The sequence below is a fragment of the Noviherbaspirillum massiliense JC206 genome, assembly GCF_000312045.1.
In the GTDB taxonomy this organism is placed as follows: domain Bacteria; phylum Pseudomonadota; class Gammaproteobacteria; order Burkholderiales; family Burkholderiaceae_D; genus Noviherbaspirillum; species Noviherbaspirillum massiliense.
Window position 1 is genome coordinate 74,469 of sequence record NZ_HE978634.1, and the last position, 24,294, is coordinate 98,762.

At 60.7% G+C, this 24,294-nt stretch carries 23 protein-coding genes; 10 read left to right on the forward strand and 13 right to left on the reverse strand.

Features of this window, described 5'->3' with window-relative positions; all coding sequences use genetic code 11:
- Positions 1 to 119: 119 nt before the first annotated feature.
- Both HGHM_RS00390 and HGHM_RS00395 read right to left on the reverse strand, forming a co-directional pair.
- On the reverse strand, positions 120 to 1,007 hold the full coding sequence (locus HGHM_RS00390) for a LysR substrate-binding domain-containing protein (RefSeq protein ID WP_019139519.1): 888 nt from the start codon (positions 1,005 to 1,007) through the stop codon (positions 120 to 122).
- Positions 1,008 to 1,061: 54 nt separating this feature from the next.
- Complete coding sequence (locus HGHM_RS00395) at positions 1,062 to 2,471, reverse strand: FAD-binding oxidoreductase (protein ID WP_026075563.1); 1,410 nt, start codon at positions 2,469 to 2,471, stop codon at positions 1,062 to 1,064.
- A 130-nt stretch (positions 2,472 to 2,601) separates the two neighbouring features.
- Between HGHM_RS00395 and HGHM_RS00400 the strand changes: the two genes are divergently transcribed.
- A complete protein-coding gene (locus tag HGHM_RS00400; RefSeq protein ID WP_019139521.1) occupies positions 2,602 to 3,159 on the forward strand; it encodes a cob(I)yrinic acid a,c-diamide adenosyltransferase in 558 nt (185 codons plus the stop codon).
- 77 nt (positions 3,160 to 3,236) lie between these two features.
- Here the strand turns inward: HGHM_RS00400 and dxs are convergent, their stop codons facing one another.
- Genes dxs through HGHM_RS00415 form a run of 3 tightly spaced genes read right to left on the reverse strand, consistent with a single transcriptional unit; the run spans position 3,237 to position 6,301 of the window.
- The gene (gene dxs / locus HGHM_RS00405; RefSeq protein ID WP_019139522.1) at positions 3,237 to 5,123 is read right to left on the reverse strand and encodes a 1-deoxy-D-xylulose-5-phosphate synthase; all 1,887 of its coding nucleotides are present in this window, start codon (positions 5,121 to 5,123) and stop codon (positions 3,237 to 3,239) included.
- Positions 5,124 to 5,138: 15 nt separating this feature from the next.
- Positions 5,139 to 6,050 (reverse strand): polyprenyl synthetase family protein, encoded by a 912-nt coding sequence (locus HGHM_RS00410; RefSeq protein WP_019139523.1) that lies wholly within the window; start codon positions 6,048 to 6,050, stop codon positions 5,139 to 5,141.
- Positions 6,047 to 6,301: an exodeoxyribonuclease VII small subunit gene (locus HGHM_RS00415; protein WP_019139524.1), complete on the reverse strand. Its 255-nt coding sequence runs from the start codon at positions 6,299 to 6,301 to the stop codon at positions 6,047 to 6,049. The genes HGHM_RS00410 and HGHM_RS00415 overlap by 4 nt, the downstream gene beginning before the upstream one ends.
- 431 nt (positions 6,302 to 6,732) lie before the next feature.
- Between HGHM_RS00415 and HGHM_RS00420 the strand changes: the two genes are divergently transcribed.
- From HGHM_RS00420 to HGHM_RS00435, 4 genes are all read left to right on the forward strand, one after another.
- Positions 6,733 to 7,833, forward strand: coding sequence for an aromatic ring-hydroxylating oxygenase subunit alpha (locus HGHM_RS00420; RefSeq protein WP_019139525.1), 1,101 nt, complete (start codon positions 6,733 to 6,735; stop codon positions 7,831 to 7,833).
- A gap of 140 nt (positions 7,834 to 7,973) precedes the next feature.
- Positions 7,974 to 8,909, forward strand: coding sequence for a DMT family transporter (locus HGHM_RS20300; RefSeq protein ID WP_081583505.1), 936 nt, complete (start codon positions 7,974 to 7,976; stop codon positions 8,907 to 8,909).
- 71 nt (positions 8,910 to 8,980) lie between these two features.
- The gene (locus HGHM_RS00430; RefSeq protein ID WP_081583506.1) at positions 8,981 to 10,804 is read left to right on the forward strand and encodes an O-linked N-acetylglucosamine transferase, SPINDLY family protein; all 1,824 of its coding nucleotides are present in this window, start codon (positions 8,981 to 8,983) and stop codon (positions 10,802 to 10,804) included.
- 21 nt (positions 10,805 to 10,825) lie between these two features.
- A complete protein-coding gene (locus HGHM_RS00435; RefSeq protein ID WP_026075564.1) occupies positions 10,826 to 11,680 on the forward strand; it encodes a sulfurtransferase in 855 nt (284 codons plus the stop codon).
- Between the two features lie 33 nt (positions 11,681 to 11,713).
- Here HGHM_RS00435 and HGHM_RS00440 read toward each other — a convergent pair whose 3' ends face one another.
- Positions 11,714 to 12,448 carry a ZIP family metal transporter gene (locus tag HGHM_RS00440; RefSeq protein WP_019139529.1) on the reverse strand — a complete coding sequence of 245 codons (735 nt, stop codon included), beginning with the start codon at positions 12,446 to 12,448 and terminating at the stop codon, positions 11,714 to 11,716.
- On the opposite strand from HGHM_RS00440, the gene HGHM_RS23345 reads away from it, so the two are divergent.
- Positions 12,384 to 12,650, forward strand: a complete 267-nt coding sequence (locus tag HGHM_RS23345; protein WP_148415282.1) for a hypothetical protein — start codon at positions 12,384 to 12,386, stop codon at positions 12,648 to 12,650. The two genes, HGHM_RS00440 and HGHM_RS23345, sit on opposite strands and share 65 nt — an antisense overlap.
- A 46-nt stretch (positions 12,651 to 12,696) precedes the next feature.
- Here the strand turns inward: HGHM_RS23345 and HGHM_RS00445 are convergent, their stop codons facing one another.
- Entirely contained in the window at positions 12,697 to 13,581 is an 885-nt protein-coding gene (locus HGHM_RS00445) for a dienelactone hydrolase family protein (protein ID WP_019139530.1), read from the reverse strand.
- 57 nt (positions 13,582 to 13,638) lie between these two features.
- Entirely contained in the window at positions 13,639 to 16,383 is a 2,745-nt protein-coding gene (gene polA / locus HGHM_RS00450; RefSeq protein ID WP_019139531.1) for a DNA polymerase I, read from the reverse strand.
- On the opposite strand from polA, the gene HGHM_RS00455 reads away from it, so the two are divergent.
- The 4 genes from HGHM_RS00455 to HGHM_RS00470 all read left to right on the forward strand — a co-directional run bounded on the left by HGHM_RS00455 (position 16,384) and on the right by HGHM_RS00470 (position 19,429).
- Entirely contained in the window at positions 16,384 to 17,121 is a 738-nt protein-coding gene (locus HGHM_RS00455) for an LOG family protein (RefSeq protein WP_019139532.1), read from the forward strand. It begins immediately after the preceding gene.
- Between the two features lie 96 nt (positions 17,122 to 17,217).
- Complete coding sequence (locus HGHM_RS20305) at positions 17,218 to 17,655, forward strand: DUF2782 domain-containing protein (protein ID WP_019139533.1); 438 nt, start codon at positions 17,218 to 17,220, stop codon at positions 17,653 to 17,655.
- A 47-nt stretch (positions 17,656 to 17,702) separates the two neighbouring features.
- Complete coding sequence (locus HGHM_RS00465; RefSeq protein ID WP_019139534.1) at positions 17,703 to 18,659, forward strand: homoserine kinase; 957 nt, start codon at positions 17,703 to 17,705, stop codon at positions 18,657 to 18,659.
- Between the two features lie 2 nt (positions 18,660 to 18,661).
- Positions 18,662 to 19,429: a BPSS1780 family membrane protein gene (locus HGHM_RS00470; protein WP_019139535.1), complete on the forward strand. Its 768-nt coding sequence runs from the start codon at positions 18,662 to 18,664 to the stop codon at positions 19,427 to 19,429.
- 34 nt (positions 19,430 to 19,463) lie between these two features.
- Here HGHM_RS00470 and HGHM_RS00475 read toward each other — a convergent pair whose 3' ends face one another.
- The 5 genes from HGHM_RS00475 to thiS all read right to left on the reverse strand — a co-directional run bounded on the left by HGHM_RS00475 (position 19,464) and on the right by thiS (position 24,293).
- Positions 19,464 to 21,755: a UvrD-helicase domain-containing protein gene (locus HGHM_RS00475; RefSeq protein WP_019139536.1), complete on the reverse strand. Its 2,292-nt coding sequence runs from the start codon at positions 21,753 to 21,755 to the stop codon at positions 19,464 to 19,466.
- A gap of 88 nt (positions 21,756 to 21,843) precedes the next feature.
- Positions 21,844 to 22,458: a thiamine phosphate synthase gene (thiE, locus tag HGHM_RS00480; RefSeq protein ID WP_034348343.1), complete on the reverse strand. Its 615-nt coding sequence runs from the start codon at positions 22,456 to 22,458 to the stop codon at positions 21,844 to 21,846.
- Positions 22,455 to 23,249, reverse strand: coding sequence for a bifunctional hydroxymethylpyrimidine kinase/phosphomethylpyrimidine kinase (thiD, locus tag HGHM_RS00485; RefSeq protein ID WP_019139538.1), 795 nt, complete (start codon positions 23,247 to 23,249; stop codon positions 22,455 to 22,457). Before thiD ends, thiE begins: the two co-directional genes overlap by 4 nt.
- The gene (locus tag HGHM_RS00490; protein WP_019139539.1) at positions 23,246 to 24,046 is read right to left on the reverse strand and encodes a thiazole synthase; all 801 of its coding nucleotides are present in this window, start codon (positions 24,044 to 24,046) and stop codon (positions 23,246 to 23,248) included. The genes thiD and HGHM_RS00490 overlap by 4 nt, the downstream gene beginning before the upstream one ends.
- A gap of 46 nt (positions 24,047 to 24,092) precedes the next feature.
- Entirely contained in the window at positions 24,093 to 24,293 is a 201-nt protein-coding gene (thiS, locus tag HGHM_RS00495) for a sulfur carrier protein ThiS (protein WP_026075567.1), read from the reverse strand.
- Position 24,294 lies beyond the last annotated feature (1 nt).

The following is a 24,294-nucleotide window of genomic DNA, read 5'->3' on the forward strand; positions in this document are numbered from 1 at the left end:
CGAACCAAAAATGTGCATCTGCAAACGTGAAATATTTTCACGCCGGCATGTTCGCCATCGAGAAGATTCCGGCGAAGCCTTTGGCCGAACTGCTGCCGCACTGAGGCAGGCAGCGAAGTTCATCTATTGCCGAAGACCTCCAGCAGCCAGTCGATGAAAAGGGCCGTGGCGGGCCGATCACGGGCCGCATACTCGTGCACCATGTAGTAGCCGTGCGGCGGTGTGGCCAAACAAATATCGAAGAGTTGCACGATCTCGCCGCTGTCGATCAAATGCTGCGCGAAGTGCGATCTTGCCAGACCCACTCCGTATCCCTGGCGAATGGCTTCCATCAGCAGGCCGAGATCGTCTAGGCGCAGGCCGGTGGATGGTTCCGGCCAATCGAGGCCAGCCACTTCGAACCAGGGCTGCCAGGGTTCGAGTGCGGACCGCAGCAGGGTTGCCCTTTGCAAGTCCGCCGGAGTGTTGATCGGGCCAATCTTTTCCAGATATGCCGGGCTGGCTGCGGGAAATGTCGGTTCGTCAAACAGCTTTTCAGTGACCAGATCCGGATATTTCCCGATACCAAAACGCACTTCCACATCGCTTTCGGCAAGACTCAGGTCATACAGCGGAACCGAGAGGAACAATTCGATGACGATGTCCGGGTGACGGCTGGTGAATTCATGCAGGCGCGGCACCAGCATGCAGCGGGCGAAGGTCGGAGGCACAGTGACCTTCACCCGTGGCTGCGCCGGCGTGCTCTTGTGCGGCATCGGGAAATCGCTCAGCGCCCGCAAGGCGCCACGCACCACCTCGAGGTAGCGGCGACCGAATTCCGACAGGCTGACTGTACGCCCGTCGCGGATGAACAGGCGCTCGCCGACGTATTCTTCCAGCAGACGAATGCGGTGCGAAAGCGCCGAAGGGGTAATGCACAACTCTTCTGCTGCAACTGCGAAAGAGCCGTGGCGGGCTGCTGCCTCGAAAGCGGACAGGGCATGAACCGGTGGCAGGCGTGTGGCCATAAGAAACTAATCCTCGTGCTGGCAAGCTGTTCTGAAAGACTTCGAACAGATCTCTTACCAGCGAATAATTTTACCGGGATTCATGATGTTCTTCGGATCGAAAGCATGCTTGAGGGTGCGCATGGTGTCGATCGCGGCTTCGCCATGTTCCTGGACCAGGAAATCGATCTTGTGCAGGCCGACGCCATGCTCGCCGGTGCAAGTGCCATCCATCGAGATTGCCCGTGCGACCATCCGTGCATTTACGCCTTCCGCTCTTGCCAGATCGGCAGGATCGTGCGGATCGACCATGAGCAGCACATGGAAATTGCCGTCACCGACATGGCCGATGATGGAATAGATCATGCCGCTCTTCTCGCAATCGGCCTGGGTGTCGAGTATGCATTCCGCCAGCCGCGAAATCGGCACGCAGCAGTCAGTGGAGATTGCCCGCGCGCCGGGCCGCATCTGCAACATCGCAAAGTAGGCATGATGGCGCGCCTTCCACAGGCGCGAGCGGTCCTCCGGCCGGGTCGCCCATTCGAAACCGGTGGCATGGTACTCGGCGGCGATTTCCTGCACGACCTGCGCCTGTTCCTGCACGCCGCTTTCGCTGCCATGGAATTCGCACAGCAGCAGCGGCTTTTCCGGCAGGTTCAGCTTGTCATGGGCATTGATCGCCCGCACGCCGTTTTCATCGAGAAATTCCACGCGCGCAATCGGCACGCCCATCTGCATCGTCCTGATCACGGTATTGACCGCATCCGCCGTCGAGGAGAAGGAGCACACTGCTGCCGAGACGGCTTCCGGCTGCGGATACAGCTTGACCGTCACTTCGGTGATGATGCCGAGCGTGCCCTCGCTGCCGACGAAGATGCGCGTCAGGTCATAGCCGGCAGACGATTTCTTGGCGCGCGTGCCGGTCTTGACGATGCGGCCATCGGCAGTGACCACGGTCAGCGCCAGGACGTTTTCGCGCATGGTGCCGTAGCGCACCGCGTTGGTGCCGGAGGCGCGCGTCGCCGCCATGCCGCCAAGCGAAGCATCGGCGCCCGGATCGATCGGGAAGAACAGGCCGGTGTCGTGGAGCTCGCGGTTCAGTTGCATGCGCGTCACGCCGGCCTGCACCGTGGCCGTCAAGTCGTCGGCATCGACTGCGATCACATTGTTCATCTGCGACAGATCGATGCATACCCCGCCCTGCAATGCCAGCACATGGCCTTCCAGCGAAGTCCCGGCGCCATAGGGAATCACCGGAATCTCATGGCTGGCGCAGAGCCGCACGGCTTCTGCGACTTCTTCCGTAGTCTGGGCGAACACGACCGCATCCGGCGGCATCGGGTCGTAGGAAGATTCGTCTCGGCCGTGCTGGTCGCGCATTGCCTGGGCGATTGACAGGCGGTCGTCGAACAGAGATTGCAGCGCTGCCAGCAGGGTTTCGGGAAGCGGCTTTCGCAGGGCAAGTAGTTGGGCGGGATGGTTCATGGGCGTCTCCTTTGCAGCCGATTCTACTCCCTGCACGTGCATGGCGGCATGGCTGAGCATGACATTTAGCAAAGAGGAGGGTTTTGCCTTATCCTCGCTTCGTCTTCAACCAATTCCGCGGAAATCAGACATGGGCAACCGACTCTCCAAGATCGCCACCCGTACCGGCGACAATGGCACGACCGGACTGGGCGACGGCAGCCGCACGACCAAGGACAGCCTGAGGATCCAGGCGATCGGTGACGTGGATGAATTGAATTCTCATCTCGGCCTGCTGCTGTGCGAAGACTTGCCGCAGGCAATGGCGGAGGAGCTGATCTCGATCCAGCATGACTTGTTCGACCTGGGCGGCGAACTGTGCATTCCGGGTTATGCCATGCTTGGCGAAACGCATGTGACCCGCCTCGACGGACTGCTGCAGAAATACAATGCGGACTTGCCGCCCTTGAAGGATTTCATCCTGCCGGGCGGGTCGCGAGCCGCTTCGCTTGCGCATGTCTGCCGCACGGTCTGCCGCCGCGCGGAACGCTCGCTCGTCAGCCTCGGCAATCATGAAGCGCTGAACGATCCGCCGCGCCAATATCTGAACCGCCTGTCCGACCTGCTGTTCGTGCTGTCGCGGGTTCTTAACCGGCATGCCGGCAGAGGAGATGTGCTGTGGGAAAAGGACAGGAAACGGGATGGATGAGACAGGAGCGGTTGATGCCGCTGGCGCGGTCCGCTCCTCTCAGGCCGGACACCGGCGATAGCCGCCGGCCCGCATTTTTACTTTCTCAGGATAGTTTCCTGATTGTTGACAACCAGGCGCGGCTCGTTCTTGCCGAAACGCCTCCTGATCGATGCAGCAATGCCCTTGCCATCCAGGCCGCAGGTCGCAAGCAATTGCTGGGCGTCGCCATGGTCGATGAACTTGTCCGGCAGGCCGAGATGCAATACCGGTTTCACGACGCCGGCCGCCGCCAGTGCTTCCGCCACTGCTGAACCTGCACCGCCCATGATGCAACCCTCTTCCACCGTCACCAGGGCATCGTGGGATTGGGCCAATTGCTTCACCAGCTCGACATCGAGCGGCTTGACGAAGCGCATGTTGGCAACCGTGGCATCCAGTTCGTCGGCCGCCGCCAGGCTGGGAGCGACCATTGTGCCGAAAGCCAGGATGGCAATGTTCTTGCCTTCGCGCCGGATCTCGCCCTTGCCGATTGGCAGCGTGCTCAACTCCTTGTCTACTGCCGCGCCGATGCCGGCGCCACGCGGATAGCGCACCGCGGCCGGACCGGAATAATGGAAGGCAGTCGACAGCATCTGGCGGCACTCGTTTTCATCAGAAGCCGCCATCACCACCATGTTCGGGATGCAACGCAGGTAGGCAATGTCATAGTTGCCGGCATGAGTCGCGCCGTCGGCACCGACCAGGCCGGCGCGGTCGAGGGCGAAAGTCACGTCCAGGTTTTGCAGCGCGACGTCATGGATCAATTGGTCGTACGCGCGCTGCAGGAAGGTGGAATAGATCGCCACGACCGGCTTCAAGCCTTCGCAGGCGAGACCGGCGGCAAACGTGACCGCATGCTGCTCGGCGATGCCGACGTCATAGTAGCGGTCGGGGAAGCGCTGCTCGAACTGCACCAGGCCGGAACCTTCGCGCATGGCCGGCGTAATGCCGATCAGGCGCTTGTCCTGCGCCGCCATGTCGCACAGCCAGTCACCGAATACTTGAGTATAGGTGAGCTTGCTGCTGGCAGCAGGCTTGATGCCTTCGGCCGGATTGAACTTGCCCGGGCCGTGGTATAGCACCGGGTCGGCTTCGGCCAGCTTGTAGCCCTGCCCCTTCCTGGTCACCACATGCAGGAACTGCGGGCCTTTCAAATGCTTCAGGTTTTGCAGCGTCGGGATCAGGGAATCGAGGTCGTGGCCGTCGATGGGGCCGATGTAGTTGAATCCGAATTCCTCGAACATGGTGGCAGGCACCACCATGCCTTTCGCATGTTCCTCGATACGCTTGGCGAGTTCCAGCATCGGTCCGGGCAGGACCGACTTGCCGACATTCTTCGCCGCCGCGTAGAACTTGCCCGACATCAGGCGCGCCAGATAGCGGTTGAGCGCACCCACCGGGGGTGAAATCGACATGTCGTTGTCGTTCAGGATCACCAGCAGGTTGATGTCGTCATACACCCCGGCATTGTTCAAGGCTTCGAAGGCCATGCCCGCAGTCATCGCGCCGTCGCCGATCACCGCGATCGAATGACGATTCTCGCCTTTCGTCTTCGCTGCCAGCGCCATGCCGAGCGCCGCGGAAATCGAGGTCGAGGAATGCGCCGTCCCGAAAGTGTCGTATTCGCTCTCCACCCGGCGTGGGAAGCCGGAGATGCCGTTCAGCTGGCGCAGCGTGCCCATCCGGTCGCGACGTCCGGTCAGGATCTTGTGCGGATAGGTCTGGTGGCCGACATCCCACACGATGCGGTCTTCCGGCGTGTTGAATACGTAGTGCAAGGCGATCGTCAGTTCGACCGTGCCGAGATTGGACGAGAGGTGGCCGCCGGTCTTCGATACCGAATCGAGCACGAAGGCCCTCAGCTCGTCGGCCAGCGGTATCAGCTGCGTGCGCGGAAGTTTGCGTAAATCCGCAGGTCCATCAATCTGTTTGAGCAATTCCATAAGGCCTATACCAGTCTATGCTTTACGCTGCACGATCAAATCAGCAAGTTCGCGCAGGCGCCGTGCGCCGTCGCCGAACGGAGCAAGCGCTGCATGCGCGTCATTGCGCAGCTTTTCCGCCAGTACCCGCGATTCTTCCAGGCCGAGAATCGACACATAGGTCGGCTTGTTGGCCGCCGCATCCTTGCCGGCAGTCTTGCCCAGCGTTGCGGAATCGGCGGTGGCGTCGAGCACGTCATCCACCACCTGGAAGGCGAGGCCGATGGCACCGGCATAAGCATCGAGCGCTGCCGTCTCCGCTGCCGTCAAGGCCTTGCCGGCCAGAGCCCCCAGCAGCACCGAAGCCCGCAGCAAGGCGCCGGTTTTCAGGCGATGCATTTGCTCCAGCTCCGCCAGCGACAATGTAATGCCAACGCTTTCCAGATCGATTGCCTGACCGCCGCACATGCCGCAAGAGCCTGCCGCATGTGCCAGCACCCTGATCATTGCCAGGCTGCGGCGGGCGGCATCGCCATCACTCATGGCTTCACCAAGCTCCGATAGCACCAGAAAGGCCTGCGCCTGCAGCGCATCGCCCACGAGTAGCGCGGTGGCTTCGTCGAACTTCACATGCACAGTCGGCTTGCCGCGCCGCAGTTCATCATCATCCATGCAAGGCATGTCGTCATGCACCAGCGAATACACATGGATCATCTCGACCGCGGCCGCCACGCGCGCCAGCGCTTCCGCATTTGCATGAAACAGATCGCCTGCCGCAAAGGCGAGCAGCGGCCGGATGCGCTTGCCGCCGTCCAGAGCCGCATACCGCATCGCCTGATGCAATCGTGCCGGCACTTCGATCTCTGGCGGCAGGTATGCCGCCAGTGCCTGCTCCATCCTCGACTGGACGCCTTTCATCCAATCGCCGATATCCTGGGTCCCGGTCATTCGTCCGCCTCGTCCGTGGTGTCGCCTGGGAAAGGTTTGAGCATGTCGCCTTCCAGCACCTTGACCTGGCTGGCCACCTTGTCAAGCTGCCCGGAACAAAACTTGACCAGTTCGGAGCCGCGCTTGTAGGCAGCGACCGAGGCTTCGAGCGGCAAATCTCCCGCCTCCATCTGGGCAACCAACTGCTCCAGCTCCGCCATGGCTTCTTCGAAGGATGCGGGCTGATTGGAGGAAATCGGGTTTTTCGGCATGATGAAGAAAAAAAGTTTAGCCCGGTATTTTAGAGCAAACGCCCCTCTTGGGTTGAGAATCAGCAATTGCACCGCAGTGCCAGAGCCTCACAAAATTTCCGGGCGAGAAGGCCACTGTGAAACTCCCCTACACTTCGGCGACAGGCCGAAAACATCTTGAAAACCTGGCAAACAATGACCGGTCCAAGTTTCAGGCGAATGCATGCACCTTCTGCAAGCTAGGAGTACAACAAAATACTGCAAGTTTCATTATAGGTTTCATCACAAGTTTATACGCCCAATTTTTGTGCATTGACGATTTGCAGGGCCGAAATTGTCATCTCGGGTATAATTACAGGTTCTGTCCAAAATTTCCGTTTCATCTTATTTGAATACTGGTTTTTGCGGATTCTTTCTCTCTTAGGTTGGTGCAAATTAATTTGGGGGTGGGGATGTCCGATCTGGCTCAAATCGCCAAACTTGCGCGTTCTGACGCGCAACTTCCTGTCAACGTCTACTTCGACGAAGCATTACTAAAGCAGGAAATCCAGCAACTATTCCAGCAGGGGCCACGCTATGTCGGGCATGAACTCATGGTGCCGAATGTCGGCGACTATGCGACGCTGGCCTGGGAAAACGAAGGGCGCATGCTGGTGCGCAACAAGCACGGCATTGAACTGATGTCCAACGTCTGCCGCCATCGCCAGGCGAAGATGTTCGACGGCCGCGGCAACGCGGATCTCATCGTCTGCCCGCTGCATCGCTGGACTTACGACTTGAAAGGTGAATTGATCGGCGCGCCGCATTTCGGCGAAACGCCGTGCATGAACCTGTCGAAGACACAACTGCAAAGCTGGAACGGCCTGCTGTTCGAACGGAACGGCATGAATGTCGCACAGCAGATGGCGCAACTGAGCGTCACCAGGGACCTCGATTTCAGCGGCTACATGCTGGACCACGTCGAAGTCCATGAATGCGACTACAACTGGAAGACCTTCATCGAAGTCTATCTGGAAGACTATCACGTCGAGCCCTTCCATCCGGGCCTGGGCAGCTTCGTGACCTGCTCCGACCTGCGCTGGGAATTCGGCGACACCTACAGCGTGCAGACTGTCGGCGTCAACCACGCGCTGTCGCGCTCCGGCACGCCGAAGTACAAGCGCTGGCAGGAACAGGTGCTGAAGTTCCGCAACGGGGAACCGCCGCCCTACGGCGCGATCTGGCTGACGCTTTATCCGAACATCATGGTCGAGTGGTATCCGCACGTGCTGGTGGTATCCACCCTGTGGCCGAAAGGTCCGCAGAAAACCGTGAATGTGGTCGAGTTCTATTATCCAGAAGAAATCGTGCTGTTCGAGCGCGAATTCGTCGAAGCCGAGCGCGAAGCCTACATGGAAACCTGCATCGAGGACGATGAAATCGCACTGCGCATGGATGCCGGCCGCCGCATCCTGATGGAGCGCGGCACCAGCGAAGTCGGCCCGTACCAGTCGCCGATGGAAGACGGCATGCAGCATTTCCATGAGTGGTACCGCAAGCACATTGCCGTCTAAGACCGGTTTCCGAGATTGACCATCACAAGGCCGCCCGGATCATTTCGGCGGCCGTTTTTTTGGTGCAGCACAAATTGAATCCTCCTCAATCCGACCGCCACGCATCATCCGCGGCTGAGTCTTACTACCCCAGTCATTCCATGCAGTCCCTCTGGATGCTCTTTGCCAGCTTCATGTTCGCCATCATGGGCGTATGCGTCAAACTGGCTTCCGACCTGTATTCAACCTCCGAAATCGTGATGTACCGCGGCATGATCGGCGTGTTTTCCCTGTTCATCCTGATCATGCTGCAGGGCGGTACGCTCAAGACCTCCCTGCCCTGGCATCATCTGTGGCGCGGCACCGTCGGCGTGATTGCGCTCTGGCTCTGGTTCTACGCAATCGGCAAACTGCCGCTGGCCACCGCCACCACCCTCAATTACATGGCGCCGATCTGGATCGCGGCCTTCCTGTTCACTGCGGGACTATGGCGCGGGGACAAGAAATTCGAGTGGGGCCTCGCGGCCGCCATCCTGATGAGCTTCGTTGGCGTGACGCTGCTGCTGCGCCCGGCGATTCATGCAGACCAATGGCTGAGCGGATTGATGGGACTGGGATCCGGCGTGCTGTCCGCGCTTGCCTACCTTCAAGTCAAGAAGCTGGGGCACATGGGTGAACCGGAATATCGGGTCGTCTTTTATTTTTCCGCCACGGGCATCGTGGCCGGCTTCCTGGGTGCCCTCGCAGGACCTTACTTCTCCGGCGCGGATACGGCGGGCTGGCATGCCCACACCGGCACCGGCATCGCCCTGCTCCTGGGCAGCGGCATCTGCGCCACGATCGCGCAAATGGCCATGACCCGCGCCTACCGGCTTGGCAACACCCTGGTCACCGCCAACCTGCAGTACACCGGCATCATCTTTTCAAGCTTCTGGGGCATCCTGATCTGGAAGGACACCTTGAGCTGGATGGGCTGGACCGGCATCGCCGTGATCCTGGTCAGCGGGTTGACTGCAACGTACTACAATACACGCGGCTTCCGGAAAATGACGCCGAAGGCTGCGCAAGCCGAAGCCGATGCGCCGAGCGCCACCTAGTGCCGCGGCAGGATTGATCGCCCGAATTCCGGCCGGCAGTGCCGGCAGAAGAAACAAAGAAACTTCACGGTATGTCTCAATTATTGAAGCGAGCGGAGCAACTCCTGGCGGCCGGCGAATTCGCCGCGGCAGAAGAACTGTGCCGGCAGGTGCTTGCCGCGCCCGGGCCAGCGGGAGCTGCACGAAAACTGCTTGGCGAGTGCCTGTACAACCAGGGCGTACTGCTGATGTACAGCGGGATGCACACTGAAGCGGAGGAGCGCTTTGGCGAAGCATTGCAGGCCAATCCGAAACATGTCCTCGCGCTCAACAATCTTGGCAGCTTTGCCGAAAGCGCCGGCCTGTTCGACAAGGCGATTGCGCTTTACAAGGAAGCCCTGGCCGCGGATCCGCGCTCGGTCATTTGCCTGCGAAACCTCGCGACCTGCTACCAGCGCACCGACCGGATAGAGGAGGCTGCGCCCCTGTTCGATCGCCTGGCACGACTGGACCCGGGCAACACCGGCCTCTACATGCTGAGAAATGCGACACTGATCAAGGCCATCATTCCGGACCGGTTTTATCCGGAACAGGTCCGGGAACGCATGCATGCCATGCTGGGCAAATGTCTCGAAACCAGATCGAGAAGCAGTCATCCGGAAAAGCTGGCCTCGCCCTACTTCTATCTTTCCTACCACGGCAAATCCAACAGGGAACTTCACTCCAGGATTGCGCAGGCTTACCTGCATGTCTGCCCCTCGCTCGGATGGGAAGCGCCGCACATCAGGCATGAACACAATGCCTCGAACCGCATCCGGATAGGCATAGTGTCGGCGCACATGTACAACCACAGTATCGGCCATACGACTCGCGGCCTGGTGGAGCATCTGGACAAGGCGCAGTTTCATGTCACTGTCATCCGTCTCGGAAGCCATCCGCAGGACGAGATTGCAACCGCAATCGACCAAGCCGCCGATGCCGTCATCAAAGTCGGGACTTCGGACCTGCAACAGAGCCGCGAACAAATCGCGGCGCTTGAACTGGACCTCCTGTTTTACCAGGACATCGGGATGGAACCGTTCAGCTACCTCCTGTCGTTTTCGCGCCTGGCACGGGTACAAGTCACGTCGTTCGGGCATCCTGATACGACGGGTATTCCGAACATGGATTACTTCATCTCGTCCGAATTGTATGAACCGGAAAACGCGCAGGACGACTATTCGGAAAAACTGGTGCTGATCCCCAATGCGGGCACGCTGTCCTACTACTACCGTCCATTGCCTCCGGCGGAAGCGATGCTTCGCTCCGAATTCGGTTTGGACGAGAGCGACCATATTTATTTCTGCCCGCAAACGCTCTTCAAGATCCATCCCGACATGGATGCGGTTTTCGCCGGCATCGTTCAGCGCGACGCGCAAGCAAGGATCGTCCTGATCGAACCCAAGGATGCCTTCTTCCGCCAGGCACTCGAAAAACGATTCCAAACCATGCCGCACGCCGCTTCCGAGCGGATCCAGTTCATCAAGCGCATGCCGCATGCCGCCTACCTGAGGCTGATGAGTTGCGCGGACGTCATGCTGGACACGATCCACTTCAACGGGCAAAACACGAATCTCGAAGCGTTTTCCATCGGAATCCCCGTCGTGACCTGGCCCGGCACGATGCAGCGTGCCCGGCATACCCTGGGCATGTACAAGAAGATGGGCGAAGACCTGTTCGCGGACCTGATCGCTGAAAGCGCGGATGACTATGCCGACAAGGCGGTGAAGGTCGCATCCGACCAAGCACATCGAGAAACGCTGCAGGCCAGAATTGCCAGCCGCCGGTCCATGCTGTATGAAGACATCGAGTTCGTACGGTCCTGTGAAAGGCTGTTCCGGCAGATGCTGCAGGCGCCGGCGAAACCCGCAAACTGATAAGCGCTCCAGGAGTTTGTCATGCGACACACCACACTTATTTCCGCCACAGATCTTGTGCAGCATATCCAGGATCCAAACTGGGTCGTGCTCGATTGCCGACACGACCTGACCAACCCCGATGCCGGCCGCCTGGCCTTTGATGCGGGACATATCCCGAACGCGCAGTTTGCGCACCTGGATGTCGACCTGTCCGACAAGCGCCCGGACCCGAATGGCGAATTCCGTGGGCGCCATCCTCTGCCCGACCGGAATGCATTCGTCGACACCTTGCGCCGCTGGGGCATCAACCAGGATACTCAAGTAGTTGCTTACGATGCGCATGGCGGCATGTTTGCCGCACGGCTTTGGTGGATGCTGCGCTGGGTCGGGCATGATGCCGTCGCCGTACTGGATGGCGGATTGTCTGCATGGCAGGCGCAAAGTCTGCCGTTAACTTCCGAAACCATCACCAAGCCACAGGGCAACTTGCAGGCAGCCGCGCCGCTGGTCTCCGCCGTCGGCGTCACTGAGGTATTCGACAATCTGAATGGGGGCTCACGGACCGTCATCGACGCACGCGCGCCCGACCGCTTCCGCGGCGAGAATGAAACGCTGGATCCGGTCGGCGGCCATATCCCGGGCGCGAAGAACCGCTTCTTCAAGGACAACCTGCAGGCCGACGGGTGCTTCAAGCCAGCCGCGCAACTGCATCAGGAATGGCAGGCACTGGTTGCCGCGCCGCAGGATGCGATCATGCAGTGCGGCTCCGGCGTCACTGCCTGCCACAACCTGCTGGCGCTGGAAGTTGCCGGGCTGACGGGAGCTGCGCTGTATCCCGGCTCGTGGAGTGAATGGTGCGCCGATGGCTCGCGGCCGGTGGCGACCGGAAGCTGAGTTTTCAGGCGCTGCAAGACCGGCGCCGCGCCATCAGTGCCGGTGCGCCGAATTCGTCAGGAACAGCACGACGGCGACGCCGACCGCGATCAGCAATACTTGCGGAATGGTTTCGCGGATGGTGGCGCGGCGCTGCATCTGGGGCATCAGGTCGCTGACGGCGATATAGATGAAGCCGGACGAGGCAAACACCAGCACATACGGAATCCACCCTGAGGCGCGCTCCAGCGTCAGATAGCCGAGCACGCCTCCCACCACCGCCATCAGGCTGCACAGCAGGTTGTAGACGTAAGCGCGCGCACGGCTGAAGCCGGCATTGAGCAGCACGATGAAGTCGCCGATCTCCTGGGGGATCTCGTGCGCGATGATCGCCAGACCGGTGATCACGCCAAGGTTCGGATCCGCGAGGAAAGCCGCGGCGATCAGGATGCCATCGGTGAAGTTGTGCAAACCGTCGCCGATCAGGATCATCCACCCAGCCTTGCCCGCTTCATGCGCGTCGTGGCCATGTTCATGGGCATGGCCGTCGCCTTCGTAATGATGAGAATGGCGCAGGATCGCGAGCTTTTCGAGCAGGAAGAATCCGAGCAGGCCACCCAGCAGCGTGGCAAACAGCGCATGCGCATTCGCCTGCGACTCGAAGGCCTCCGGCAGGGCATGCAGGAGCGAAGTCGACAGCAGGATGCCGACCGACAGACTGACCATGCGCTCGACCATTTTCGACAGCAGCGAAAAGGAAAATGCCGCCGCCGCCGAGATGCTGATCACGCCGGAAATGGTGGTGGCAAGCAGGATGGAAAGCAGTGTCGGATTGATTTTGGGCCCCGGGTGTGATGCGGCAAGGTTGCAGATTATAGATCACAGGGCGCAGAGGTTTCAGCAAACGACCTGGGAAACCCCGCTTTCGTCAGACGGCGAACCTGGCGCCGCAGACATTCATGCATCCTCAAAAAGAAACATCCCGGCCTGAGCCGGGATGGATTTGGATCGGCAAAACTCTTTTCCAGTGACGCGGATCAGGCGACGCCGTGCTGCCGGAACCATGCCAGGCAACGCTTCCAGCCTTCCTTCGCATCGGCCTCCACATAGCTCGGCCGGTAATCCGCATGGAAGGCGTGGCCGGAATCCGGAAACACGACGATCTCGGACTTGCTGCCACCTTCTGCCAGCGCCACCTTCATCTTGTCGACAGTGTCGAGCGGAATGCCGCTGTCCTTGCCGCCATACAGGCCGAGCACCGGCACCTTCAGGTCGGCGGCAATGTCGACCGGATGTTGCGGCGTACGCGCATTCTTGTCGCCAACCAAGCGGCCGTACCAGGCCACGCCAGCCTTGACCTTGGGATTATGGGCGCAATACAGCCAGGTGATGCGCCCGCCCCAGCAGAACCCGGTGATGCCGACCTTGCCGGCATTGCCGCCGTTCTGCCCGGCCCATGCCACCACCGCGTCGAGATCTTCCATGACCTGCTGGTCCGGCACTTTCGATACCACTTCCTTCATCAACTCGGGAATCGAAGAATAGGCAGCCGGATTGCCCTGGCGTATGAACAGGTCCGGCGCCAGCGCAAGATAGCCCAGCTTGGCAAATCGCCGGGCCACATCGGCGATATGCTCATGCACGCCAAAGATTTCGGACACCACGATCACCACCGGCAAATCCTTCTTGCCTTCCGGCTGCGCCCGGTACACGGGCACCGCATGGCCATTGACGCTGATCTTCATCTCGCCCGCCGTCAGTCCCGCGGTATCGGTTTTGATCATGCTTTGTGCAGCCACCGGCAGTACGGCGGCGGCAAAACCAGTGCCGAGCGCCGTCTGCAGGAATGTCCGCCTGTCCATGCCATCGGACAGCGGAGTTCTTGCGACCAGACTATCGAAATCTTCCTTCAAATCCTGCATGGCAATCCTCCAGAAAAATATTCAACTTCCGACTTCACCAGGAGACGTCCCGATTCCTCAGTGCGCCTCATCCCAATTGCTGCCGACACCAACCTCTGCGATCAGCGGCACTTTCAGCTTGGCCACGCCGCTCATCAGTTCCGGCAATCTCTGCCGTACTATTTCCAGTTCCTCCTGCGGCACTTCCAGCACCAGCTCGTCATGCACCTGCATCACCATCATCGACTGCATGCGCTCGGCTTCGAGCCAGTCCTGCACCGCAATCATCGACAGCTTGATCAGGTCGGCAGCCGTGCCCTGCATCGGCGCATTGATCGCAGCGCGCTCGGCTGCCTGGCGCCGCGGGCCGTTCGGCGAATTGATCTCGGGCAGCCACAGGCGACGGCCGAACACGGTTTCCACATAGCCGCGTTCCTTCGCCTGCACACGCGTATCGTTCATGTATTGCGCCACCTTGGTATAGCGGGCGAAATACCTGTCGATATACATCTGCGCCGCCGAACGCTCGATGCCGAGATTGGAGGCCAGCCCGAAAGCGCTCATGCCATAGATCAGGCCGAAATTGATCACTTTGGCATAGCGGCGCTGCTCAGCGCTCACTTCAAGCGGCATCACGCCGAAGATCTCGGCGGCAGTCGCGCGGTGGATATCCTCCCCTTGCGCAAAGGCGCGCAACAGGCTTTCATCGCCGGAGATATGCGCCATGATGCGCAACTCGATCTGTGAATAATCCGCCGACACGATCACCTTGCCGGGTGAAGCGACGAAGGCTTCGCGGATGCGCCGGCCTTCGGCGGTACGGATCGGGATGTTCTGCAGGTTGGGGTCGTTCGAGGCGAGCCGGCCGGTTACCGCGACCGCCTGCGCATAATTGGTGTGCACCCGGCCGGTAGCGGGATTCACCATCTTCGGCAGCTTGTCGGTATAGGTGGACTTCAGCTTGGACAGTCCGCGGTATTCCAGCAGGATTTTCGGAAGCGGATAGTTTTCCGCCAGCTTCTGCAGCACTTCCTCGTCGGTGGATGGCGTGCCGGAAGGCGTCTTCTTCACGACCGGCAACTGCAGCTTGCCGAAGAAAATCTCCCCCAGCTGCTTCGGTGAGTTGAGATTGAACGGCTGTCCCGCCATCTCGTATGCCTTCTGCTCCATCTCCAGCATGCGCGCGCCGAGCTCGTTCGATTGCGACGCAAGCAGGTGGGTGTCGATCAGCACGCCGTTTCGCTCGATCTTGCGCAGCACGACCGACGTCGGCAGTTCGATCTTTTCATAAATGAATGTCAATCCGGCGTTTTCAGTCACATGCGGCCACATGGCATGATGCAGCTGCAGCGTGACGTCGGCATCTTCCGCCGCATAGTCGGTCGCGCGCTCGATCGCGACTTCATCAAAGCCGATCTGCGACGCGCCCTTGCCGCACACTTCTTCGAAGGTGATGGTCTTGCGGTCCAGGTGGCGCAGCGCGAGGCTGTCCATGTCATGGCTCTTGTGCGACTCGAATACATAGGATTCGAGCAGCGTGTCGTGCGCGATGCCGCGCAGCTCGACGCCATGGTTGGCGAACACGTGGCTGTCGTATTTCAGATTCTGCCCGACCTTGGGCTTGCCTTCATCTTCGAGCCAGGGTTTGAGTTTCGCCAGCACCAGTTCGAGAGGCAGCTGCTGCGGCGCGCCCTGGTAGCGATGCGCGACCGGAATATACGCGGCGATGCCCGGCGTGCAGCACAAGGAAATGCCGACCAGCCGCGCCTGCATCGGGTCGAGCGACGTGGTCTCGGTGTCGACCGAGGTCAGCGCAGCGTCATGGATGATTGCCAGCCACTTGTCGAGCTGCTCCTCCGTCAGCACGGTCTCATACTCGGTTTTTTCCGGAGCAGCAGGGGCAGAAGCGCGTCCGGTGCCGCCCTCTGCGGGCTGGCTCGCTGACGCTGCATTGCCGGCAGATTTGGCACTCAGCTCGCGCAGCCAGGTCTTGAAGCCATAGCGCTTGAAGAAATCGATCATGGCGTCGTCGTCCGCCGGCTTTGCTACCAGCGATTCCTGGATCGACACCATGTGCCCAACCAGTTCGCAGTCGGTCTTCACGGTCACGAGGGTGCGCGCCGTGGGCAGCCAGTCGAGGGCGCGCCGCAGGTTTTCCCCGACCGCACCGCCGATGTCGGCGGCATGTTCAATGATGCCGTCGAGGCTGCCGTACTGGTTCAGCCACTTCACCGCCGTCTTCGGGCCGACCTTGTCGACGCCCGGCACATTGTCGACAGTGTCACCGACCAGAGTCAGGTAATCGACGATGCGGTCCGGCGGCACGCCGAACTTGGCGATCACGCCCTCCCGGTCCAGCTTTTCATTGCTCATCGTGTTGATCAGCGTGACATGCTCGTTGACCAGCTGCGCCAGGTCCTTGTCGCCGGTGGAGATCACGGTTTTCAGTCCGTGCGCCGTCGCCTGCGTCGCCAGCGTGCCGATCACGTCATCCGCCTCGATTCCCTCCACCATCAGGATCGGCCAGCCGAGCGCGCGTACCGCTTCATGGATCGGCTCGATCTGCCGGACCAGGTCCTCCGGCATCGCGGCCCGCTGCGCCTTGTATTCCGCATACAAGTCATCCCGGAAGGTCTTGCCTTTTGCATCGAAGACGCAGGCGATGTATGCTGCGCCGTAATCGTTGCGCAAGCGCCGCAACATGTTGATCATGCCGTAGATGGCGCCGGTCGGCGCGCCTTCCGCGTTCCGCAGATCGGGCATCGCGTGAAACGCGCGATACAGATAACTCGAGCCGTCAACCAGCAACAGGGTTTTATTCATATGGAATTCAAGGGAAAAAATGTGCCGCGCCTGCGGCAGGTGGCCGATCTTGAGCGCGCCACTTCGAAGAAGGCGCGCGAATCGTGGCATATTCTGACGATTATGGCAGAGTTTATCGACTCGACCGAGCGCCTCTCAGAACTGCGCCCGGCAGTCTCGATTTTCGGATCAGCCCGCATCCAGCCTGACAATCCCTACTATGCCATCTGCGTCGACATCGCCCGCCGCCTTTCCGATGCCGGCCTGGCCGTCATTTCCGGCGGCGGACCGGGCCTGATGGAAGCGGCCAACAAGGGGGCTTTCGAAGGCAAGTCTTCATCGGTCGGACTGAACATCGAATTGCCGCATGAACAGAAGTCCAACACCTGGCAAGACATTTCCATCAGCTTCCGCCATTTTTTTGCGCGCAAGGTCGCCTTCGTCAAATATGCGGACGCTTATGTCGTGCTGCCGGGCGGCTTTGGTACGCTGGATGAACTCACGGAAGTGCTGACCCTGATCCAGACTGGCAAAACCAGGCGCATTCCAGTGATCCTGGTCGGCACCACCTTCTGGCGCGGACTGCTCGACTGGTTCCAGACCCAGCTGGTGGGCAATGGAATGATCAACCCGAAGGACATGGAACTGGTGCAGCTGATCGATGAGCCGGCCAATGTAGTGGATGCGATCTTTGCCTTTTACGAGGCGCGGGACATCGTGCTTGCGGATTCCGACAAGCAAAATGGAGCCTTTCTGTAGCCAGGGATTGCTGAGTGGCGGGACCGGTTTGCTACAATGCTTCATAGGGAGTCCCGACTCACCCATTGCACCAATAACAATCACCCACGAATTGCCATGCGCACTCTGAAGGTCTGGTCGCTTGTCCTGGTATGCCTTGCTGCAAGGCCGCTCATCGCCGATGCGCAGCAACCGGACGGGAAGGCGCCGCCGCCGCCACAGCTTGAGAACCTGGAAGAAGGCGAAGAAGCGCCGGCGATCACCATTCGCAAACCGGAGGGCGGCAGCAGGAGCGAGGAAAAGCGCGCGCCCGGCGGCAAAGTGACGGAAATAAAAGTCAGCAGCGGCGGGAGCACGTATTATCTGAAGCCGAACGACCAGGCGGGGAGCGCAGCGCCAGGTGATATCCAGGGCAGCATGATGCGTGCGGCACAGTGGGAAATCCTGACCTTTGATCTTGGACGTCCCGAGCAATCCCAGCCAGTGGAAGATGCCGAGGGTCCTGCCCCGCTACCGCCCGGAGCAACCGAGCCTCCCGATCGGCAAAAGAAATAATTTCTTTGCGGTTCCCCTCTTTCAAACTCAACACCACTCACGCGCACATGGCAGTATTCACCCCGGTCAATCTGGATGACCTCAAGCACTGGATCACCCAGTTTTCCCTCGGCAAGGCACTCGCCATCAAAGGCATTTCATCCGGCATCGAAAACAGCAATTTCTTCCTCACCACCGAGACCGGCGAATATGTGCTGACCATATTCGAAAAACTGACTTTCACCCAGCTGCCGTTTTACCTGCAGCTGATGCGCCATCTCGCCGAACGCGGCGTGCTGGTGCCAGCGCCCATCGCCAACAAGCAGGGAGACATCCTGCATACGCTGCACGGCAAGCCTGCGTCGATCGTCACCAAGCTGGAAGGCACATCGCAACTCGCGCCGAAGCCGGTGCATTGCGCCGAAGTCGGTGCGATGCTGGCGAAAATGCATTTGGCCGGGCAGGATTTTCCGCTGCGCCAGCCGAACCTGCGCGGCCTCGAATGGTGGAAGGCCGCGACTCCGGTCGTGCTGCCTTATCTTCCGGAAGAAGGCCAGCACCTGTTACGCGCGGAAATGCATTTCCAGGAAGCGTACGCCACATCCCGCGCCTACAAGCAGCTGGCGCGCGGCCCGATCCATGCCGACCTGTTCCGCAACAATGTGATGTTCAACGGCGAACGGCTCACCGGCTTTTTCGACTTTTATTTTGCCGGCTGGGATACCTGGTTGTTCGACGTGGCGGTCACCGTCAACGACTGGTGCATCGACCTCGAATCCGGGGCGTTCGATGTGCCGCGGGTACGCGCCATGCTCGACGCCTATCATGCGGTGCGTCCATTTACCGAGGCGGAACAAGCCGCATGGCAAGCGATGCTGCGTGCAGGCGCATTGCGCTTCTGGCTGTCGCGCCTGTACGATTTCCATCTGCCGCGGGAGGCGGAAATGCTGACGCCGCACGATCCGGCGCATTTTGAACGAATCCTGCGGCAAAGAATCAACAATCCTGTCCCGGCTCTCTTCTGACCATGGAAAAATTGCCTGCAAGCGCCGGCTGGCAGTGGGTCAAGGATGGATTTTCCCTGTTCCGCAAACAGCCTGCCGAAATGTCGACGCTGTTCCTGAGCTACCTGTTCCTGATGCTGGCGGTCGGGATCATCCCGCTGCTCGGTCAGGTATTGCCGATCATACTGGTGCCCGCGTTTTCGATGGCCTTCATGCAAGCCTGTCTGCAGATCGAGCGCGGCAAGCGGGTGTATCCGAGCATGCTGTTCAAGATTTTCCGCACCCCCGCGCTGGGCCGGCTGCTGCAGCTTGGCGCCTTGTACCTGATCGCCGCCATCGTTGCGGTGGCGTCCTCGGCCCTTATTGATGGTGGGGTTTTCTGGCAGGTGATGAGCGGCCAGCTGCCATTGAATGCAACCGCAGTGCGCAGTTCCAACATGACGCTGGCGATGATTTTTGCCGCCGTGGTGTACACCCCGGCCATCATGGCCTTCTGGCATGCCGCGCCGCTCATCACCTGGCAGAACATGGGCGTGGGCAAGGCGCTGTTCTACAGCTTCTTCGCGGTGCGCCGCGCTGGCAAGGCTTTCCTGGTGTACGGACTCGCCTGGGTCGCGATCGGCGTCATCCTGCCCTCGATTGCCAGCAGCATCCTCGCGCTGGTGTTCGGCCAGCCGGGGATCGTGATGATGCTGCTGCTGCCGCTGACGCTGGTCATGACCGTGGTGATGTACTGTTCGTTCTATCCCACCTATACCCAGATCTTCGGCAAGCCGGAACAACCTGCGTGACGGCAGGCGTCCGGCGCGGTCTCAGCGGTTGACCTCAGCTTCCGATTTTCGGCGCGACCTTTTCCAGCTTGGCGATATTCAGGTCCAGCAGCTTCATCCCGTGGCGGCCGAAGTTGATATGGGCCCGTGTATTGGCGCCGCCGCCTTCGATGTTGACGATCACGCCCTCGCCGAATTTCGGATGCGCCACCGTCTCGCCGATGCGCCAGCCGGCATCCTGCTTGGTAAAGCTTTGCGCGATGGCATTCACCCCCGACTCGGGCGCATCGTCCCATGCCGATTTCCTGGGAGCGAACCACTGGTGCTGCACCTTCGGTGACAGCCACTTCAGCGCCTCTTCCGGCAATTCATCGAAAAAGCGCGACCGCATGTTGAAGCGCGTCTGGCCGTGCAGCATGCGGGTTTGGGAAAAGCTGAGATACAGCCGCTTCTTGGCGCGCGTGATCGCCACGTACATGAGACGCCGCTCTTCCTCCAGGCCGCCCTCTTCCTGGGTGCTGTTCTCATGCGGGAACAAGCCTTCTTCCAGGCCGGTGATGAACACCGCGTCGAATTCCAGCCCCTTGGCGGAATGCACCGTCATCAGTTGCAGCGCATCCTGGCCCGCCGCCGCCTGATTGTCGCCGGCTTCCAGCGAAGCATGCGACAGGAAGGCCGACAGGGGCGACATCACGGTGGGCAATGGCGCGTCGGCATCGAGCACCTCGCTGCCATTCCCGTCTGCCAGCGCCTCTCCCGCAACTGGCTGCGCCTTCGGACCCAGCAGCGCCGGGCTGTCAATGCCGAAGCCTTCTTCGGACACGAACAGCATTGCCGCACTGACCAGCTGCTCCAGGTTTTCGATGCGGTCGGCGCCATCCTTCTCATTCCGGTAGTGCTCCATCAGGCCGCTCATTTCGAGCACCACCTGCACCATTTCCTGCAGCGGCAACTGCTGGGTTTCGAAGCGCATGCCCTCGATCAGCTTGACGAAGGCGCCGAGCACGGAACCCGCCTTGCCCGTGACATAGGGAACCGCAGCGTAGAGGGAGATGCCGTACTGGCGCGCCGCGTCCTGCAACTGTTCGATCGAGCGCGCACCGATGCCGCGAGTCGGGAAATTCACCACCCGCAGGAAGGCGGAGTCATTGTGCAGGTTGTCGATCAGCTGCAGGTAGGCGATCGCATGCTTGATCTCGGCGCGCTCGAAGAAGCGCTGGCCGCCGTACACGCGATAGGGAATGCCGGCGGTGAACAGCGCATGCTCGATCACCCGCGACTGCGCGTTCGAGCGATACAGGATGGCGATCTCGCTGCGCGCCGCGCCTTCGTTGATCAGGCTTTTCGCTTCCTCGATGATCCATTGCGCTTCCTGCAGGTCGCTGCTGGCTTCATAGATGCGCACCGGCTCGCCATGACCGGCATCGGTGCGCAGGTTCTTGCCAAGGCGCTTGCTGTTGTTGGCGATCAGGGTATTCGCGGCGTCGAGGATGTGGCCGTGCGAACGGTAATTCTGCTCCAGCTTGATCAGGTTTTCGACCTTGAATTCGCGCTCGAAGGCAATCATGTTGCCGACGTTCGCGCCGCGGAAGGCATAGATGCTCTGGTCGTCGTCACCCACCGCGAACACCGCGTTGTGCTGCCCGGCCATCAGCTTGAGCCAGTTGTATTGCAGGTTGTTGGTATCCTGGAATTCGTCGATCAGGATGTGGCGAAAGCGCGCCTGGTAATGTTCGCGCAGCGGCTGGTTACGCTGCAACAATTCATAGGTGCGCAGCAGCAGCTCGGCGAAATCCACCACACCTTCGCGCTGGCACTGGTTGTCATAAATCTCGTACAGCTCGACGAACTTGCGGTTGTAATCGTCGTAGGCCTCCACATCCTTCGCGCGCAGGCCTTGCTCCTTCGCGCTGTTGATGAAGTACATCAGGTTACGCGGCGGGTATTTCTCGTCATCGACATTCAGCGCCTTCAGCAGGCGCTTGATCATCGACAGCTGGTCTTGCGAATCGAGGATCTGGAAGGTTTGCGGCAAGCCCGCATCGCGGTAATGCGCGCGCAGGAGACGGTTGCACAGGCCATGGAAGGTGCCGATCCACATGCCGCGCGTATTCACCGGCAACATCGCTGACAGGCGCGAGATCATTTCCTTCGCCGCCTTGTTGGTGAACGTGACCGCCAGTATGCCGGCGGGAGAGACTTGTCCAGTCTGGATCAGCCATGCGATCCGCGTCGTCAATACCCGGGTCTTGCCGGACCCCGCGCCTGCAAGAATGAGCGCATGCTGCGGGGGCAAGGTGACTGCTGCAAGTTGTTCGGGATTGAGATTGTGGAGGAGGTTCTGCATGCCGAGATTATAGCCGCGCCGCCCGCACGGCTTCGGATAAATCTGCGCACTTGCCTCACTGGCAATGCCGGGATGCGAAGAGCCGGGCTCAGCCAGGCATGAACATTTGTGCAAACCTGCGAGCAGCCGCCTCCGGTTCATCGACCATGTACACGCTGCTGATCACCGCCACCATGTCGGCGCCCAGCGCCACGAGCGGTGCGGCATTTTCATGCGTCATGCCGCCGATCACCACGTTCGGCAAGGGGATCTCGGCCCTGGCGCGCGTGACGATCTCCGGCTGTGTGGCGACTTCATATTTCTTGACGCGCGAAGGATAAAAGCCGCCGAACGCGACATAGCTCGCGCCAGCACTATGAGCATCGCGCGCGAGCTCCAGGCTGCCGTAGCAGGAAGCGCCGACGATCTTGCCGGGCCCCACTGCGGCACGCACGTCGGCGACCGGCACGTCGGTGCCGCCGACATGGATGCCATCGGCGTTCAGCGCCAGGCACAAGTCCACGAAGTCATTGATGATGAACGGCCGTCCATGGCGCCGGCACAAGGCCTGCAGCTGCCGCGCCTGTTCCTCGCGCAGCTGCGGGCTCGCGGTCTTGTGCCGGTACTGCACCAGCGCCGCGCCGCCGCGCAGCGCAGCCTCGGTCACTTCCAGCAACCTGGTGGTGTCATCCCAGTCGGGCGTGACGATATACAAACCTTTCATGCATTTCCCGTGAAAGAAGGAACCCATCGGTTCGGAATGCGCTGGCCCTGGGCGATCGCATACGAAGACAGCAGCGCCTGGTGGCAATAGGATTGAGCCCGTTCCAGCGCGTCGACGAGCGGCACTCTCTGCGCCAGCAGGGCCGCGATCGCCGATGCCAGGGTACAGCCGGTGCCATGGAAGCTGCCTTGTAAGCGCGGCCAATTCCAGGAGCGGGAATCGCCAACGGCGAACCAATGGTTCATCACTTCCGGTCCGCTGCCATGGCCGCCCTTGATCAGCACATTCGGACAGCGGCGCAACAGTTTTTCCACCTGCTCGTCGAGCCGGCGGTCGCCGTCGCACAATGCTGCCGCCTCGAGAAGATTCGGCGTGATCAGCGTCGCCACCGACAGCAGTGGCTCGATCGCCTGCACCGCATTGTCCGTCGACAGCGCATCGCCATGGCCGCTGGCCAGTACCGTGTCCACGACGACGGGCAGGTCCGGCCTGCGCCGCTTGAGCTGTTCGACGATGCCGGCAATTGCCGCAGTATTGGCATGGTTGCCGGCGATGCCGACCTTGACCGCCGCCACCTCGATCTTGTCGATCAAGGCTTGGGCCTGCTGCTGCACCAGCGCAGCCGGCACCGGATGCACGGCATGCACCCGGTCATTGTCCTGTACCGTCAGCGCGGTTGTCACCGACAGCGGATGCGCGCCCAGTGCGGCAACGGCCTGGATATCGGCCTGCAGTCCGGCTCCGCCGCTCGGATCCGAGCCGGCGAAGATCAGCACGCTGGGTCGATTCATGCGACCCGCCCTTCAACCGGCGATGACGGCGATGCGGCGAACTTCTTCGGAATGCGTCCGGCAAGATAGGCTTCGCGGCCGGCTTCCACCGCCAGCTTCATGGCACGCGCCATGCGAATGGGGTCGCGCGCGCCGGCAATCGCGGTATTCATCAGCACGCCATCGCAGCCCAGCTCCATTGCAATCGCCGCATCCGACGCCGTGCCGACGCCGGCATCCACCAGCACCGGCACTTTCGACTGCTGAATGATCAGCGACAAATTCCATGGATTGAGGATACCCATGCCGGAACCGATCAGCGATGCCAGCGGCATCACCGCGACGCAGCCGATGTCTTCCAGCATGCGGGCCTGGATCGGGTCGTCGCTGCAATACACCATGACGTCGAAGCCATCCTTCACCAGCAGCTCGGCTGCCTTCAGCGTTTCCGGCATGTTGGGGAACAGCGTCTTTTCATCGCCAAGCACTTCGAGCTTGACGAGCTTGTGCCCGTTGAGCAGTTCGCGCGCGAGCTGCAGGGTGTAGACGGCGTCCTTCGCGTTGTAGCAGCCGGCGGTGTTCGGCAGGATCGTGTATTTCGAGGGCGGAACCGCATCCAGCAAGCTGGGCGCATTCGGATCCTGGCCAATGTTGACCCGGCGGATCGCCACCGTGATGATTTCCGCGCCGCTGGCTTCCGTCGCTGCGCGGGTCTGCTCCAGGTCACGATACTTGCCGCTGCCGACCAGCAGGCGCGAGCGATAGGTTTTGCCGGCGATGGTGAGGCCGTGGTCCTGAGTCGTATCTTGTGTATGCATAAAAGCTCCATTGCCACACCCTCCCCTTCAAGGGGAGGGTGCATTATCACCCACCGCCTATTGCGCGGACGATATCCACCCGGTCGCTCGGCTGCAGCACGCGCTGCGACCACAACTGCCGCGGCACCACTTCCCGATTGACTGCGACCGCCAGCGACTTGCCTGCCAGGTCGAGCGAAGCGATCAGATCCTGCACATTCTGGTTTGCCGCAATCGGATGCGGCACGCCGTTCAGTTCGATTTCCATC

Bases quoted from the DNA above. Each gene is read 5' to 3' on its own strand.
- HGHM_RS00390 (WP_019139519.1), bottom strand. From the start codon at position 1,007: ATGGCCACACGCCTGCCACCGGTTCATGCCCTGTCCGCTTTCGAGGCA.
- HGHM_RS00395 (WP_026075563.1), bottom strand. From the start codon at position 2,471: ATGAACCATCCCGCCCAACTACTTGCCCTGCGAAAGCCGCTTCCCGAA.
- HGHM_RS00400 (WP_019139521.1), top strand. From the start codon at position 2,602: ATGGGCAACCGACTCTCCAAGATCGCCACCCGTACCGGCGACAATGGC.
- dxs (WP_019139522.1), bottom strand. From the start codon at position 5,123: ATGGAATTGCTCAAACAGATTGATGGACCTGCGGATTTACGCAAACTT.
- HGHM_RS00410 (WP_019139523.1), bottom strand. From the start codon at position 6,050: ATGACCGGGACCCAGGATATCGGCGATTGGATGAAAGGCGTCCAGTCG.
- HGHM_RS00415 (WP_019139524.1), bottom strand. From the start codon at position 6,301: ATGCCGAAAAACCCGATTTCCTCCAATCAGCCCGCATCCTTCGAAGAA.
- HGHM_RS00420 (WP_019139525.1), top strand. From the start codon at position 6,733: ATGTCCGATCTGGCTCAAATCGCCAAACTTGCGCGTTCTGACGCGCAA.
- HGHM_RS20300 (WP_081583505.1), top strand. From the start codon at position 7,974: ATGCAGTCCCTCTGGATGCTCTTTGCCAGCTTCATGTTCGCCATCATG.
- HGHM_RS00430 (WP_081583506.1), top strand. From the start codon at position 8,981: ATGTCTCAATTATTGAAGCGAGCGGAGCAACTCCTGGCGGCCGGCGAA.
- HGHM_RS00435 (WP_026075564.1), top strand. From the start codon at position 10,826: ATGCGACACACCACACTTATTTCCGCCACAGATCTTGTGCAGCATATC.
- HGHM_RS23345 (WP_148415282.1), top strand. From the start codon at position 12,384: ATGCGCTCGACCATTTTCGACAGCAGCGAAAAGGAAAATGCCGCCGCC.
- HGHM_RS00445 (WP_019139530.1), bottom strand. From the start codon at position 13,581: ATGCAGGATTTGAAGGAAGATTTCGATAGTCTGGTCGCAAGAACTCCG.
- polA (WP_019139531.1), bottom strand. From the start codon at position 16,383: ATGAATAAAACCCTGTTGCTGGTTGACGGCTCGAGTTATCTGTATCGC.
- HGHM_RS00455 (WP_019139532.1), top strand. From the start codon at position 16,384: ATGGAATTCAAGGGAAAAAATGTGCCGCGCCTGCGGCAGGTGGCCGAT.
- HGHM_RS20305 (WP_019139533.1), top strand. From the start codon at position 17,218: ATGCGCACTCTGAAGGTCTGGTCGCTTGTCCTGGTATGCCTTGCTGCA.
- HGHM_RS00465 (WP_019139534.1), top strand. From the start codon at position 17,703: ATGGCAGTATTCACCCCGGTCAATCTGGATGACCTCAAGCACTGGATC.
- HGHM_RS00470 (WP_019139535.1), top strand. From the start codon at position 18,662: ATGGAAAAATTGCCTGCAAGCGCCGGCTGGCAGTGGGTCAAGGATGGA.
- HGHM_RS00475 (WP_019139536.1), bottom strand. From the start codon at position 21,755: ATGCAGAACCTCCTCCACAATCTCAATCCCGAACAACTTGCAGCAGTC.
- thiE (WP_034348343.1), bottom strand. From the start codon at position 22,458: ATGAAAGGTTTGTATATCGTCACGCCCGACTGGGATGACACCACCAGG.
- thiD (WP_019139538.1), bottom strand. From the start codon at position 23,249: ATGAATCGACCCAGCGTGCTGATCTTCGCCGGCTCGGATCCGAGCGGC.
- HGHM_RS00490 (WP_019139539.1), bottom strand. From the start codon at position 24,046: ATGCATACACAAGATACGACTCAGGACCACGGCCTCACCATCGCCGGC.
- thiS (WP_026075567.1), bottom strand. From the start codon at position 24,293: ATGGAAATCGAACTGAACGGCGTGCCGCATCCGATTGCGGCAAACCAG.